Genomic DNA, 13,493 nt, shown 5'->3' with positions numbered 1-13,493 from the left:
GCTTGTCCGTGGAGCTGTCCGGTTTGTTGCTGAGAGGGGTGTTGGTCTGTCATTCGGCATCCGCCGTGTCAGGGTCGTCGTCGGTGCTTTGCTGTTTCCACGTCCGCCGTATGCTGTGTCCGCCCCAGCCGGCAAGCGAGAGCCCGAACCCGGATACTGCGGTTCCGAGGACAGCGCCGGTGACGAACTGGCGTTCCTGGAACGGCACTGGCTGGTAGACGCCAGTCGGTTCGCTACTCATACTGAGCACGTCTACTTCACCATCTGTGACCTCGAAAGCGAGGACATCGTGACCGCCAACCTCGTCGTACACGTACGGCTCACTCTCGACCCACTGTCGGGCGTCACCTTCGAGCGTCGTCGTACGCACGCGGCCATTCCCTGCAGGCTCGACGGTCAGGTGTTCAAGCAAATCGACGGCCTGTAGGGGCCCGCTCTGTGGGAGATACGTGAGGCTATACTCACCGGCGACAGTTTCAGCGCGTTCCTGGCCGCCCGGTCTCGAAGTCGGTGTCGGCGTAGTCGGCGCTCGCTGGAGATCGAACTCAGCGACGATCTCGTCAACGACGGTTGTCGGCAGTTCACTCGGATTGCTGTTGGAGGCGACGAAGATTCCGACGTCGTAGTCCGGGGCGAGCAGCAGGGAGCTCGTGAAGTTGACCGTCGCACCCGAATGGCCGATCAGGTTGGCGTCGGGATTCCCGTACTCGTGGAACCCGTACCGCCAGTTCGTGACTGCCGGATGACGGACGTGGTGGCGGTTGTGCATCGCCTCTGCGGTCTCCGCGTCGAGAATCCGAGTTGCATCGACTGCGCCGTCGCCGAGGTGTGCACGCATGAACGTGGCCATGTCCGTTGCCGTCGCACTCAGCGAGCCCGCAGGACGCATATTGATGTACACGTCGTCTGTTGTCAGGAACGACTCACCGTCGCGGATATGCGGCGCAGCGAGGTCACCGGGCTGGTCGGCCGGGACGGGCTGAGCGAACGTGCTGTGAGTCATCCCGAGCGGATCGAAGATCGCCGCCTGAACGAGCTCCTCGAACGTCGTGCCGTGAGCCTCGGCGACGACGTGACCGGCGAGTGCCGCGCCGTAGTTGGAGTAGCCGACGAGTTCCCCGGGCGGGCGGATGCGCGAAGGCTGCTGGTCGGTGAGTAATGCCTCCAGCGTGTCGAGAGAGTCTGGGTCGGCGACGATGTCGGGATCGAGCGTGGATTCGAATCCGGCAGTGTGGGTGCCGAGATGTCGGAGCGTCACGGGGTCGTCGTACGTATCCGGGACCGTGACTCGGGAGTCATCGAGATACGAGTTGACGTCCGTATCGAGGTCGAGTATGCCCTGTTCGACGCCCTTCATAACGGCGGTGTAGGTCACGAGTTTACCGACCGACCCGACTCTGAACACCGTCTCGTCGGCTCGGACTGGACGATCAGCATCAACGTCGGCAGCGCCGTAGCCTTTGGTGAGGATGGGTGCATCTCCAGAGACGATGGCGACAGTAGCTCCGGGCGTCGCCGTCCCGATCCGTTCGGCCATCACGTCGTCGATGAACGCTTCGAGTTCGTCCGCGGCCGCGAATGGGCCCTCGCCTGGCCGTGATCCAGGACTCGGAGCGCCTGTCGCGGCGGTCGTTCGACCGGTTGCAGTTCCGACGACTACGAGTGCGAGGCTGCCGAGCCCGGCGAGGAACGACCGTCTCGTGGATCTATCCGTACTACTGTCCGCCGTGGAGAGTCGTGGTTGTGTCATTAGTCGGAACGGCTGTGGATGAGGTGGTTGCGTTGCTGGGCGGTGCGGTCGTGGTTTCGCCGGCGTGTCCACAGGAGCACGATGACGTACCCGGCGATGGTCGCTACGAAGAGCGGAATGCCGCGGGACGCGTTCCACAGCCCCGCCGCAGTGTGTTCGACTGCCAGTAGGCTTGGGACGCCGGGGGTTTCTGGGGCACCGATGCCGAAGATGTTCACGAGCGCGTAGTTCACACCGAGGTGGAGTCCCATCGGGAGCGCAAGCTCGTTGGTACGGAGATACGCGAGGCCGAATAGGCCACCGAGCAGTCCGGTCTTCACGACTACGAGTCCGACGTTGGCGTCCGTGAGGACTGCACCTGGAAGGTGGACGAGTGCGAACGCGAGTGTGCTTGCGACCAGGGCAGCGCCGGTTGCGACGGGGCGACTGATGTCGCGGGCCGTGAGTCCCTCGACTGCGTTCGTGATGACCGAGCCACGGTAGATGAACGAGACATACGCTCCCACCAGGATAGCGGCCGGATTCGGATACGACATTTCATCTGAATCGGGATGGGGATGCTTCCGGGGTGGGACGTTCATGATGGGTTCGTGGAGTGTGCCGTGGTGGTTGGCGAGTCGATGTGCGAGCGATTGGTGAGTCGTGTGCGTGTTCATGGGACGATTACCTCGGGGTAGCGTCGATGGCGGTGACGAGACCGAAGAACGCGGTCGATGCCTTCTCGACCGGAAGCGCGGCCTGCCCGACGGCCTCCAGCGGTTCGTGGTTCAATCGGCAGCCGTTCTTCTCGTAGTGAGCGTCGGCGCGCCAGTCTTGGAGCCAGGCAAGTGGGGCAGCGTGGCTTCGGCTGTGTTCGAGTAACAGAATCTGGCCTTCAGGGGTGCAGACTCGCTCCATCTCGCGGAGCGCGGCAATCGGATCGGGGAACGTGCACGTGGAGAACGACGAGATGACTGTGTCGAAGCTGTCGTCGGGGAAGTCGAGTGCTTGGGCGTCCATCCGATGGACGGTCCCGTCCAGCTCGAGCCTGTCGAGCTCACTACGGGCGTAGACGAGCATCTCGTCGCTGATGTCGATTCCGACGACGTCGCTCGACGATGGGAGGTAGCGGAAGTTCCGCCCGGTGCCACAGGCAACGTCGAGTACTCGGCCGTCCGCATGCTCGAACTGGCGACGGCGGTATCGACCGGCGAACAGCCGGTCGAGTTGCCGCCATCGTGCGAGTTTGTCAGCCACCTCAGCGTACGCGTCGGCGATCTCGTCGGCCGATTTCGAGCGGTTCTGCGCTGCCTGTTGTTGGTCGGTATTCTCGCCTCGGGTTCGATACTGCTGGCCTGTTGAATCGTGGGGATCGCTTGAGTGCACGTGTTGGTCCTCCGTTGACAGCGATTAAGGGTCGGGCCAGCGACACCGATAAAAGTATCGTTAATTTGATAATTTATCGGATCTGCTTCAAAACCTGAGTTAAGCAGAAAACCACGATACTGCGCCTGTAACGGCGATAGTCAGCGAACGCTCCGTCCAGCACCATCGTCTGCTCAACGGCAATTTCGTAATAATTCTGTCAAGACTGGCGAAACTCACCGCTCTCGCCTCGCACGCGCTCCGTCCGCACCACCGTCGCAGTCGAATCAAGATACAGTCGAACTGCGTCCTCTCCGTGACGCAACACAACCTCATACTCGTCGGGATCAGCCGAGGTCTGTGCTGACGTCCAACGCCCCTCGTAAAGATGCTCGTGAAACTCCCAGAGCCCGCGCCGTCACATCGATGCCGCGGTCCCAGTGGAACGCAATAGACGCTGGGTGGAAAACGACGCTGTAGGTCAACGGACTGTTGTACTCCCGGAGACACTCCTCACACGTACTCGTCACCACGAACGGATCAGCATCAGGCAACGGACTTTCGGGCACCGCAATCACGTCGGCAGACAGCTGCGCCCCGCACTCGGGACACATCCCACGCCTGATCTGCCTGGCATCCTCCGCACTGCGTAACTTGACACTCTGCACCAGCGACTCGCTATCTCGCGTCCTGCCCTGTGCGGGCGTGATTGGCTGTCCCGTCACCTGCTGTTCACAGGACGTACAGTCGATACGGAAGAATTGATGCGAGCGCTTCGCTTCCAGCGCTTCCTCGCCACAAAAGACGCACACTCCATCGACCGGCTTCGGTCCAAACGCCTCCGGTTGCTCGTAATTCCCCGACAGAATGAATCGAACGATGCGCTCACCAGCGTGTGACAGCGAGTAGCCATCGTCGCTTTTCCGCAGATAGGTGCCGGTGAGTTCGCCGAGATGGTATGACAGCTTCGAGGTATTCTCCACATCGACGTGATCGTAGATCTCAGAAAACGCGGGTTCAGCAGCCCCTGACCCGACCTGTTCGAGTTCGTACTGCGCAACAGCAACGGCACGGAGAATATCAACCCGTGTCTCGTCGGCGAGAAGGCGGAAAATATCCGTTGCCGAACGATCCTCACTCATTGTCTTTCGTATTTACACCCAGTTCAGCGGCGATATTGAAACCTCTAGTCGTCGTACCCTTGGGGAAGAACTGCTCCTCCGGGAGGCAGAGCAGTACTTGGGTATTTCACTAAACTGCGCTACTGTCTGTCTCCCGGAGTCCGGGCAGAGTTTCGTTTCAGTGGTAATAGACTGATAAATTACGCGCTAATCGAGCGAGCCGTAGGTCGAGTTCAACGAATTGGCTGTGAGAAACCGTCGAGAGTCTCGCCCGCGCAGCACCGCAGGCATGTGAACTCTGAGTCTAATGCCGCCTCCCGGATTTGAACCGGGGACAGCTCGATCTTCAGTCGAGTGCTCTCCCAGTCTGAGCTAAGGCGGCGCGCACCTCAATCGATGGCGAGGGTATCAAAAAGGATTTCGATAGCCGGCGCGCCATCGCCCGAATCGCGGGTCGTGTCACCGTATCACTACGGCAGGAAGAGGTCGGCGGAGTCGTACTCCGCGCCGCAGTCGTCGCACTCGTAGTCGGTGCCGTTGTCCGTCGAGACGTGGCCGCTGCAGACCGGACACGTCGACCCATCTATCATGTGACGGGGTACCACAGGTCCGGGTAAATGGCTTTCGTCACCTGTTCGTAGGCTAACGAGTCTCATCGGCGGGGGGCATTATTGTACACCCGGACACATAGCGCCCGTATGGAACTACGGGACGCGACGTGGCCGGACGCCGAGGCGGTCGACACAGACCTGGCGGTCCTGCCCGTCGGGAGCACGGAACAGCACGGGCCACACGCACCGCTGGGGACGGACGTGCTGACGGCCGACGCAGTCGCCAGGGCGGGGGTGGCGGCCCACGAGGGCGAGGTGGTCGTCGCGCCGGCGATCCCCGTCGGCGTCGCCGAGGAGCACCGCCATTTCCCGGGGACGCTGTGGGTCAGCGAGGATACGTTCAGGGACTACGTCCGCGAGACGGTGGGGAGTCTCGCCCACCACGGCTGGGACCGCGTCGTCGTCGTGAACGGTCACGGCGGGAACGTCGACGCCCTCCGGGAGGTCTGTGGGGCGGTCAGCCGACACGACGAGGCCTACGCGGTTCCCTTCACCTGGTTCGACGCCGTCGACGCGCCGGACATGGGCCACGGCGGTCCCGTCGAGACCAGTCTGCTCCGGCACACCGACCCCGACAGCGTCGACGAGACCCGGCTGGACGCGGCCGCCGAGGGCGGTGCCGACGGCTGGGGCGAGTGGGTCGAAGGCGTCAACCTGGCCTACGACACGGCGGAGTTCAGCGAGAACGGGACGGTCGGGGACCCACGCGAGGGGAGTGCCGACCGGGGACGGGACCTGCTGGACGAGGCGAGCGAGGCGCTCGCGGCGGTGCTGGCCCGGGTCGCGACGCGAGAGCGGTAGGCTGGGTCAGGCGCCGGCCTCGGCCTCGGCGTCGCCGTCGGCGTCGGCCTGGTCGTCGTCGGCCGCGAACTCCTCTAACGTGCTGCGCAGTTGCGGGATGGTGGCGGTGAGGTCGCCGACCTGGTCGCGGGCGTCCTCGACGTCGGCGACGAGTTCCTCGACGGTCTCGATGTCCTCGGCGAGGTCCTCGGCGTCCTCGAAGGCGTCGGCGCGTTCGCCCATCGTGTACCACTTCTTGGCGTCGCGCAGGTGGTCCTCGGCGTCGCCGACGTCCAGCGCGGTCTTCAGCGCGTTGAGCACACCGAGCGTGTTGTCGGCCTCGACGTCCCAGACGGCGTCGGCGTCGGGGAGTGCGGCACGGGCCTCCGCGAGCGACGCCTCGACGTCGGAGCGCATCTCCGAGGCCGCCTCGCCGAACAGTTCGTCGTCGTCCAGACTGGTCTGTGTCATAGTTCACAGTTGACACCCGGAGGGATTAAAAGCCCGCCTGAAAGTGAAAGTATAATCGCCAGACGTGAAAGAGCCCCGGTCCGAGAAACCGAAAACGACGTGCTGTCCCTACGCGTCGGACCGCACCGAGGCGCGCACCTCGGGGATGGGGTCGAGGTCGGCGTCGATGTCGCCCAGCACGAGCATCGCGTAGTACCGCAGGAACGACTGGAGGGGCGCCTTGATCAGGTTCGCGACCACGAGCAAGGCAAGCACGAACAGGAGCGCGACGAGGCCAACGAGGACGCCCGCAGCGAGGCCCTCACCGAGTGCGAACCAGAACACGGCACCGACGATGCCGAAGGGGATGGCCAGGACGACGAAGGCGATGGCGCCCAGCACGGCGCCGACGATACCGACGCCGATCCCCAGAACAACCGAGAGGAAGAGGTACGCGAGGTACTGCTTTGGTTCGGCGGTTATCGACGACCAGAGCCGGCCCCAGCCGGCGAGGACGCCGTCCTCGCCCTGAATCATCAGCGGGACGACGAAGACGTTGGTGAAGCCCGAAATAGTTCCGAAGACGAGCGCCGCCGCCGCGACGACGACGATGACGAGGCCGATGGACCCGAACAGCGCCGACGTCCCGAGATTCGCGAGGTCCCCACCCACGACCAGGACGAACAGGCCAAGCAAGATGCCACCGAACACCAACAGCCCCAGGATGCCCAGGACGATGCGGAAGCCGAGGAGCCGGAGGCCGTCGCCGAGGTGCTCGCGGAACGATCGGCGGACGTGTACCTCCTGGGTGATGAGCGACGTGGTGAAGACGAACTCCATGACCGCGCCGACGGCGGCGAACACCAGGGCGACGGCCAAGACGACGACGACGGCGATGGCGACCACCGCCACGCCGAGCCCGGCCAGCGCACCGCTCGGGTCGGCCGGAACGTCGGGGCCCGCGACCTGGAACAGTACGTCGTGGAGGGCGGGGAGTGTCTCGACCGGTGCGGTCAGTGAGAATCCGCCGGAACCCCCGGGACCACCGGGACCGCCGCCGTCGCCGACGTTTCCGAGGTTACCGATGTTCTGGATACCGCCGGTACCACCGCCGCCACCGAGGAAGAAGACGACGAACGCCAGTTTGAGCCACCGTCGTACCTCGAACGGCAACACGAACTCCTTGGTCGCGTCGATCGCGTCGTCGATGTTTCCGACTGCGTGGAGGGCCATACGGACTGTTGCACGAGGAACGAGCCTAAAATTTTCGGATGGGTGACACAGTTTCGGCCGGGAGCGGCAGCTGAATGTGTCACCAGACGGCCTCCCGGGTCACTCGGCGACGTCGTCGACCCGCATCAGCGGGTAGCCGTCGACCATCGCCATGCTCGTCTCGACGACGGTCCCCTCGTAGTCGACGACCATCTCCACCTCGAGGAACCGGCCGGTGAGTTCGGTGTAGTCGGCGCCGCCCTCGTCGATGGCCGCCCGGAGCGCCGCGTCGTCGAACGCGACGGTGACCGCCTCGCAGTGGGGCTGGTTCTCGATGGCCTCCTCCATCGCTTGCGCCAGCGAGTCGGCGCTCGCGGGGCTGACGGGCGTCCCGGCGAACTGGTGGTACAGCGAACCGAACTTGATGCCCGCCTCGAAGCAGGCGCGCTGGGCCGTAGTGGGGTCCATGCGGGCACCTCGGGGCGGCCGGATAAATACTGCCCGACGCCGATCGAAACCAGACGTTTCGGCCCTCGTCGGGCGCTACTGTGGCCGATGCTCGGGACGCGAATCGAACCGCAAGTTACCTATTGCATGCTACCCTCCCATTACTCGAATGGACGACCCGGTTCTGCTCACAGGTGCCGGCGGCGCTGTCGGGGAGGCCATCCTCGAAGGCATCGGGGACGAGTACTACTGGCGGCTGATGTACCACAACCCGCCAGGCGAGAACCCCGGCCACGAGTACGTCGTCGGCGACGTCAGCAACACCGACGACATCAGGGAGGCGATGGACGGCGCCAAGGCCGTCATCCACCTCGCCGGCGACCCGCGGCCCGAGGCCCCATGGGACTCCGTGCTGTCGAACAACATCGACGGCACACAGAAGATGTACGAGGTCGCCGTCGAGATGGGCGTCGAGAAGTTCGTCTTCGCCTCGTCGAACCACGCCGTCGGGTCCTTCGAGACCGATACGCGCACGCCCGAGATGTACCGCACACACGACGACTTCCGTCTCGACGGCACCGAGTTGCCCCGCCCGGGCAACCTCTACGGCGTCTCGAAGGCGACCGGCGAGGTGCTGGGCCGGTACTACCACGACGAGTACGGCATCAGCGTCTGCAACATCCGCATCGGGAACCTCACCCGCGGCCACCCGCCCATCGACTACGAGCGCGGCCAGGCGATGTGGCTCTCCTACCCCGACTGTGCCCACATCCACCAGTGTGCCCTCGAGGCCGACTACGACTACGAGATCGTCTACGGCATCTCCGACAACGACCGCAAGTACTACTCCATCGAGCGCGCGAAGGAGGTGCTGGGCTACGACCCACAGGACAACTCCGCCCACTACAACGGCGACGAGCGCGTCGTCGAACCGGACGCGTAGTCAGTCGAACAGGCCGCTGACGTCGTCGTCTTTCTGCCGTTCTCGTGCGACGTGTTGAGCGAGGCGCAGAGCCACCACGGGCCGTTTCTCGGACTCGCGGACGAACGAGAACAGCAAGCCGACGAAGGTCCCCTCGCCGCGTTCGTCGAGTTCCTCGCGCGCGTACTCGATGGCCTGCTCGACGGCAGTCTCGTCGTAGCCGTCGGCTTCGGCCATGACCCGTGCTGCGACGGCCGTCGACTCGAAGTCCAGCGCCTCGTAGTCGACGGCGACGCCGGCGTGGATGAGCGGGGGCGGCGCGACGCGTTCGGCGTGTTCGGGGTCCGCGGCCACCCGTGCGAGGTACTGGCGGACGGCGTCGAGGTTCACGCCCCGGTAGTCCTCGGGCAGGGGTGCCAGGTACGTCCCGGCGCTCTCGGCCAGCCCCTGCGCGCCCGACCAGTTGCCGGTGTGGGCGTGGTGGACGACGGCGGTAAACTGGATGAGGCCGTGGAGGAACCGCTCGTCGTCGCCCGCCTCGAGGTCCAGCCAGTAGTCCTCCCAGGCGTCGTGGGCCGCGTGGTACCGGCCGGCGTTGTAGACGGCGATGCCGGCCCGGAGGTGCGCGTCCATGGACGTGCTACGGGCGGCCGGGGCAAAAACGGCCGGGCGAGCGCGCCAGCCGGCGCGCTCGGCGACGTGCCCGCTCGATACCGCTCCCGAGCGATGGGGAGCGATATATAGCGGTCATAGCAACCAGGTTGTAGGTCAGGCCGACAGCTTGGACCGATGTCGGTCCAGCGCGACGAGCGATTGCCGGCGCGGTTCGAACAGCTACACGTCGGCATCGTGCTGTACGACCCGGAGACTGGCGCCGTGCTCGACGCGAACGAGCGAATCGAGTCGATGTTCGGCTACGACGTCGCGACCCTGCGGGAGATGGCAATCGACGAGTACAGCGCGAACACACAGACCGAGAGTGGCGCACAGCTTCGCGAGTGGATGCGGGCGGCGGCCGCCGGCGAACCCCAGCAGTGTCAGTGGCGGGTCAAGCGCGCCGACGGCGAACTGATCTGGACCGAGATACGACTCTCGCAGTACGGCCCTCAGGGCCAGCCATGCGTGCTCGCCGAGGTGTTCGACGTCACGGACCACTACACGGCCACGCGCCGGGTCGGCCTGTTCTCCCGCGTCCTCCGGCACAACCTCAGCAACGACGTCACGGTCATCGCCGGGCGTGCCGAGAACATCCGCGGCGAGGCCGACGAGCGACGGGTGCTGACCGACGCCGAGGCCATCCGGCGCAAGGCCGGCGAGGTCGCCCGCCTGACCGAGTCGGTCAAGCAGATCGACCGGGCGATGGCCGGAACCGTCGCCGACCGGACCGTCGAGAACGCGACCGACGCAGTGACCGAGGTCGTCGAACGCGTCGGCGAGCGGTACCCCGACGCCAGCGTCACCGTCACCGAGCGCGACGAGATGTGGGTCCACATCGACGACGCGTTCGACCACGCCCTGACCCACGCCGTCGACAACGCCATCCGACACGACGACGTCGACCCGTCGGTCGAGGTTACCGTCGGGGCCTCGCCGAACACCGGCCGCGTCGAGATTCGCGTCGCCGACACCGCCCCGCCGATTCCGGACACCGAACTCGACGCCATCGACGACCTCACGCAGACGACGACCACCGCACACGGGTCCGGGACGGGACTGTTCGTGATGAAGTGGTGCGTCGAGTCACTCGGCGGCGAACTCCGCTTTGACCGCTACGACGGCGGGAACGTCGTCACGGTCTATCTGCCGCCGAAGACGCCCTGAGACACGTGGTATCGAGTGGTACGCACTCGATTGTAAGTGGTATTTATCTTCTGAGCACGCGTACTACTACTCGTGAAGACATGGGGGCGGTACGGGCCGGTGGTACTGTTGTTGGCGGGACTCGCCGTCGTCACGCTCTATCTCAGAGTCAACGCCGCGGCCTTCGGCCCCAGGCCGGCGACGCTCCGGTTCGCGTTCCAGCTGATGCTCGCGGGCACGGTCATCGCCGTCCTGCGCAACGAGGTCGGCTTCTCGACGTTCGGCGTCTTCGGGCCGGTCATCCTGGCGTTCGCGTGGCTCGCAGTCGGCCCCGTCTGGGGCTTCCTGTTCGTCGCCTACGTGTTCATCGTCACCGTCGCGGCACGGTCCGCGCTGACGGGTCTCGACCTGGGGACGGCCCACCGAGTCGCGACGCTGCTGGTCGTGGCCATCGTCGCGGTGTTCGTCATGGTGACCGTCGGGCGCGTCCAGGGGACGCCCCCCTTCGACGCCGTGTTGCTGTTCCCCGTCGTCCTGACGACCTGGTACGCGGAGCGGTTCGTCCAGGGCGTCACCGCGTCCGGGTGGGCCCAGCCCACGCGACGCCTGGCGCTGACCGTGGTCGCGATCAGCGCGGCGTATCTGGTCGCGGGCTACGACCCGCTGGTGACGGCCGTCGTCGAGAACCCCGAACTGTGGGTGGTGCTCGCCGGTCTCAACGTCGCGCTCGGCACGAAGACCAGCATGCGGCTCGGGGAGTACCTGCGGTTCCGGACCCTCAGGCGTGCACTGGCCGCAGAGAATCCCTCCGACGTCCTTACGATGCGCGTGCGAAACCGGGAGTTCATCAGCCGCTACAACCCGGCCTCGCTGCTGGCCAGTTACGACAAGGTCGAGATGAAACAGCGCTTCCACGGCCTCGGCATCCCGACGCCCGAGACGCTCCTGGTCGTCGCGGACGAGACAGACCTGGCGGCGCTCCGTGACCTCGTGGCGACGCGGGACCTGTTCGTCATCAAGCCCGTCGACGGCAGCGGCGGCGACCGCATCCTCGTCGTCAGCGGTCGCGACGCCCCCGACGGGACGTTCACCACCAACCGCGGCCAGCTGACGGCCGAGGAGGTCGTCGCACACGCCCGGGACATCTGCGTGGGCGGCCTCGCGGACTACGGCGAGCGGAGCCGCGCCGTCGTCGAGGAGCTGGTCACGCCCGACGGCCTCCTGGCCGATCGGGTCACCGCCGGCGTCCCCGACCTCCGAGTCATCACGCTGCACGGCTACCCCGTGATGGCGATGGCCCGCCTCCCGACCGAGGAGTCGCGGGGGACCGCCAACCTCCACGTCGGTGCCGTCGGCGTCGCCGTCGATATCGCGACCGGGGTCGCGTCCGGCGGCTACCAACAGACCCGTCGGGCCTTCCTGGACGAACACCCCGACACGGGGCGTCGCTCGCGTTCGAGATTCCCGACTGGGAGCGCGTCCTCGCTATCGCGTCGCGGGCGGCCATCGCCTCCGGGCTCGGCTACGCCGGCGTCGACGTGGTCTTCGACGCGGTTCGGGGCCCGATGGTGCTCGAAGTGAACCGCCGGCCCGGGCTCGGGATACAGAACGTCAACGTGGCCGGCCTCCTCAGCCGCCTCCGGTTCGTCGAGACCCGGGCCGAGGCCGGTCAGTTCCTCGCGGCCGACGAGCGGGTGCGCCTCGCCCGCGAGTGGGCGCGCGACGGCTGGCAGTCGACGACCGTGGACGAGCCTGCGCGGGCGGCCCCGATGGCGGTGGAGCCATGAGACCGCTCCGCTCGCACGGCCAACTGTGGGCCGCGCTGCTGACGGGGCTCCTCCTGCTCGTCCCCGTCGTCCTGGCCGGCTACCCGCTGTTCCAGAACGACGGGTTCCCCGGCCCCTACACGCGGGCCGACGCCGTCCTCGTCTTCTTCGTCGCCGTGGCGCTGTTGTTTACGGCGTTTGCGGTCTACGAGGTCGCGCGCTACCACGGCGTCGTCGGTGACGGGGCGCGGTAACGCCAGCGTCGCTTATGGCGCATTTTTGAAGGTGGTCGCAGCGCGCTTCGCTCGCGGTGTCGTGCTGCAGAGAAACGTCCGGACGGAGTTCCACGCGAGTGAAGCGAGCGTGGAGCACGTCCGGGCGTGAGTGAATCGAACGTCCGAACGGAGATTTGAACTCGCCGGGAAATGCTCGCTTCGCTGCGCGTTCCACGTCTGCTCAAATCTCCGTGACTCCGCAGAACCGCTCACGGAAGCGAGCGACACAGCAGTCGCTCGCGGAGTTGTTCGCGGAAATGTAGCGTCCGGACGGAGATTTGAACTCCGGTCCCTGGCTCCGCAAGCCAAGAGGATAGTCCACTACCCTATCCGGACTCATATCGACGGAGGGGGGTCCTGCTCAAAAGGGTGACGGTTCGCCCACCGCCACGCGACGGGGCGACACACCACGGTCAAGGCCGGATTTGAGCGAACACAAACGCCGTATCCAGGGGGCACGTCAGAAGCGGTATGAACCGGAGAACGCTCCTGAGCGGACTGACGGCGACCGGCGCGGTACTCCTGGCGGGGTGTTCGTCGTCGGGCGGCGACGACGAGGACCCGGGCACGGACGAGACCACGGAGCCGGGGTCGAGTCAGTCACCGACCCTTCTGGACACCGAGTTCGTCGTCGGCGACCGGACGAGCGGGAGTGAGCGCGACGAGGCGACGGTCCGCGTCGAGGAGTCACGGGTCGTCGTCGAGGGCGTCATCTGGGGGAGCGACGGGTGCAAGACCGCGACGCTGCTGGGCAGCGACTACGACCTCGCGTCGAACACGCTGACCGTGACCGTCGGGACGACCGACCGCGAGGGGACCGAAGACCAGGCGTGCACGGAGGCCATCGTCGAAATCGAGTACACGGCGACGGTCAGGTTCGAAGGTGGGCTTCCCGGCCGGGTCGTCGTCGAGCACGACCACGGGGCCGGGTCCGAGCAAGTGAGCGAAGCCGAGTTGTAGCCAGCGTGGCGACGGCGGCACGGAGGTTTATATCACAAGGGGCGACCAGTGTGTC

General features: G+C 65.8%; 15 protein-coding genes and 2 tRNA genes. 7 read left to right on the top strand and 10 right to left on the bottom strand.

What is annotated here, in order from left to right:
* Positions 1-49: 49 nt before the first annotated feature.
* The 5 genes from P1N55_RS14750 to P1N55_RS14730 form a co-directional block, all read right to left on the bottom strand.
* Positions 50-1,822 carry a serine hydrolase domain-containing protein gene (locus tag P1N55_RS14750; RefSeq protein ID WP_276276285.1) on the bottom strand — a complete coding sequence of 591 codons (1,773 nt, stop codon included), beginning with the start codon at positions 1,820-1,822 and terminating at the stop codon, positions 50-52.
* Positions 1,750-2,406: a CPBP family glutamic-type intramembrane protease gene (locus P1N55_RS14745; protein ID WP_276276284.1), complete on the bottom strand. Its 657-nt coding sequence runs from the start codon at positions 2,404-2,406 to the stop codon at positions 1,750-1,752. The genes P1N55_RS14750 and P1N55_RS14745 overlap by 73 nt, the downstream gene beginning before the upstream one ends.
* A 7-nt stretch (positions 2,407-2,413) precedes the next feature.
* A complete protein-coding gene (locus P1N55_RS14740; protein ID WP_276276283.1) occupies positions 2,414-2,986 on the bottom strand; it encodes a class I SAM-dependent methyltransferase in 573 nt (190 codons plus the stop codon).
* 455 nt (positions 2,987-3,441) lie between these two features.
* Positions 3,442-4,236 carry a winged helix-turn-helix domain-containing protein gene (locus P1N55_RS14735; RefSeq protein WP_276276282.1) on the bottom strand — a complete coding sequence of 265 codons (795 nt, stop codon included), beginning with the start codon at positions 4,234-4,236 and terminating at the stop codon, positions 3,442-3,444.
* Positions 4,237-4,523: 287 nt separating this feature from the next.
* Positions 4,524-4,597: transfer RNA gene (locus P1N55_RS14730), tRNA-Phe, on the bottom strand.
* 316 nt (positions 4,598-4,913) lie between these two features.
* Between P1N55_RS14730 and P1N55_RS14725 the strand changes: the two genes are divergently transcribed.
* A complete protein-coding gene (locus P1N55_RS14725; protein ID WP_276276281.1) occupies positions 4,914-5,627 on the top strand; it encodes a creatininase family protein in 714 nt (237 codons plus the stop codon).
* 6 nt (positions 5,628-5,633) lie between these two features.
* Here P1N55_RS14725 and P1N55_RS14720 read toward each other — a convergent pair whose 3' ends face one another.
* From P1N55_RS14720 to P1N55_RS14710, 3 genes are all read right to left on the bottom strand, one after another.
* Positions 5,634-6,077, bottom strand: coding sequence for a DUF5790 family protein (locus tag P1N55_RS14720; RefSeq protein WP_276276280.1), 444 nt, complete (start codon positions 6,075-6,077; stop codon positions 5,634-5,636).
* Positions 6,078-6,185: 108 nt separating this feature from the next.
* On the bottom strand, positions 6,186-7,289 hold the full coding sequence (locus P1N55_RS14715; RefSeq protein ID WP_276276279.1) for a DUF7544 domain-containing protein: 1,104 nt from the start codon (positions 7,287-7,289) through the stop codon (positions 6,186-6,188).
* A gap of 99 nt (positions 7,290-7,388) precedes the next feature.
* Positions 7,389-7,736 (bottom strand): dihydroneopterin aldolase family protein, encoded by a 348-nt coding sequence (locus P1N55_RS14710; RefSeq protein ID WP_276276278.1) that lies wholly within the window; start codon positions 7,734-7,736, stop codon positions 7,389-7,391.
* 148 nt (positions 7,737-7,884) lie between these two features.
* Here P1N55_RS14710 and azf point away from each other — a divergent pair, with 148 nt between their 5' ends.
* On the top strand, positions 7,885-8,658 hold the full coding sequence (gene azf / locus P1N55_RS14705) for an NAD-dependent glucose-6-phosphate dehydrogenase Azf (protein ID WP_276276277.1): 774 nt from the start codon (positions 7,885-7,887) through the stop codon (positions 8,656-8,658).
* On the opposite strand, the gene P1N55_RS14700 is transcribed toward azf, so the two are convergent.
* Complete coding sequence (locus tag P1N55_RS14700) at positions 8,659-9,270, bottom strand: DUF309 domain-containing protein (RefSeq protein ID WP_276276276.1); 612 nt, start codon at positions 9,268-9,270, stop codon at positions 8,659-8,661.
* A 156-nt stretch (positions 9,271-9,426) separates the two neighbouring features.
* On the opposite strand from P1N55_RS14700, the gene P1N55_RS14695 reads away from it, so the two are divergent.
* From P1N55_RS14695 to P1N55_RS14680, 4 genes are all read left to right on the top strand, one after another.
* Positions 9,427-10,458 (top strand): PAS domain-containing sensor histidine kinase, encoded by a 1,032-nt coding sequence (locus tag P1N55_RS14695; RefSeq protein ID WP_276276275.1) that lies wholly within the window; start codon positions 9,427-9,429, stop codon positions 10,456-10,458.
* 72 nt (positions 10,459-10,530) lie between these two features.
* A complete protein-coding gene (locus P1N55_RS14690) occupies positions 10,531-12,018 on the top strand; it encodes a sugar-transfer associated ATP-grasp domain-containing protein (RefSeq protein WP_276276274.1) in 1,488 nt (495 codons plus the stop codon).
* Positions 11,925-12,224 carry a sugar-transfer associated ATP-grasp domain-containing protein gene (locus tag P1N55_RS14685; RefSeq protein WP_346430039.1) on the top strand — a complete coding sequence of 100 codons (300 nt, stop codon included), beginning with the start codon at positions 11,925-11,927 and terminating at the stop codon, positions 12,222-12,224. Before P1N55_RS14690 ends, P1N55_RS14685 begins: the two co-directional genes overlap by 94 nt.
* Positions 12,221-12,457, top strand: coding sequence for a hypothetical protein (locus P1N55_RS14680; protein ID WP_276276273.1), 237 nt, complete (start codon positions 12,221-12,223; stop codon positions 12,455-12,457). Before P1N55_RS14685 ends, P1N55_RS14680 begins: the two co-directional genes overlap by 4 nt.
* A gap of 284 nt (positions 12,458-12,741) precedes the next feature.
* Here P1N55_RS14680 and P1N55_RS14675 read toward each other — a convergent pair.
* Positions 12,742-12,814: transfer RNA gene (locus tag P1N55_RS14675), tRNA-Arg, on the bottom strand.
* Between the two features lie 135 nt (positions 12,815-12,949).
* Between P1N55_RS14675 and P1N55_RS14670 the strand changes: the two genes are divergently transcribed.
* The gene (locus P1N55_RS14670; RefSeq protein ID WP_276276272.1) at positions 12,950-13,438 is read left to right on the top strand and encodes a hypothetical protein; all 489 of its coding nucleotides are present in this window, start codon (positions 12,950-12,952) and stop codon (positions 13,436-13,438) included.
* Positions 13,439-13,493 lie beyond the last annotated feature (55 nt).

It is taken from the genome of Haloarcula regularis (assembly GCF_029338315.1).
In the GTDB taxonomy this organism is placed as follows: Archaea; Halobacteriota; Halobacteria; order Halobacteriales; family Haloarculaceae; genus Haloarcula; species Haloarcula regularis.
Note: the sequence above shows the minus strand (reverse complement) of the source record. Positions and strands in the feature narration are given on the sequence as shown.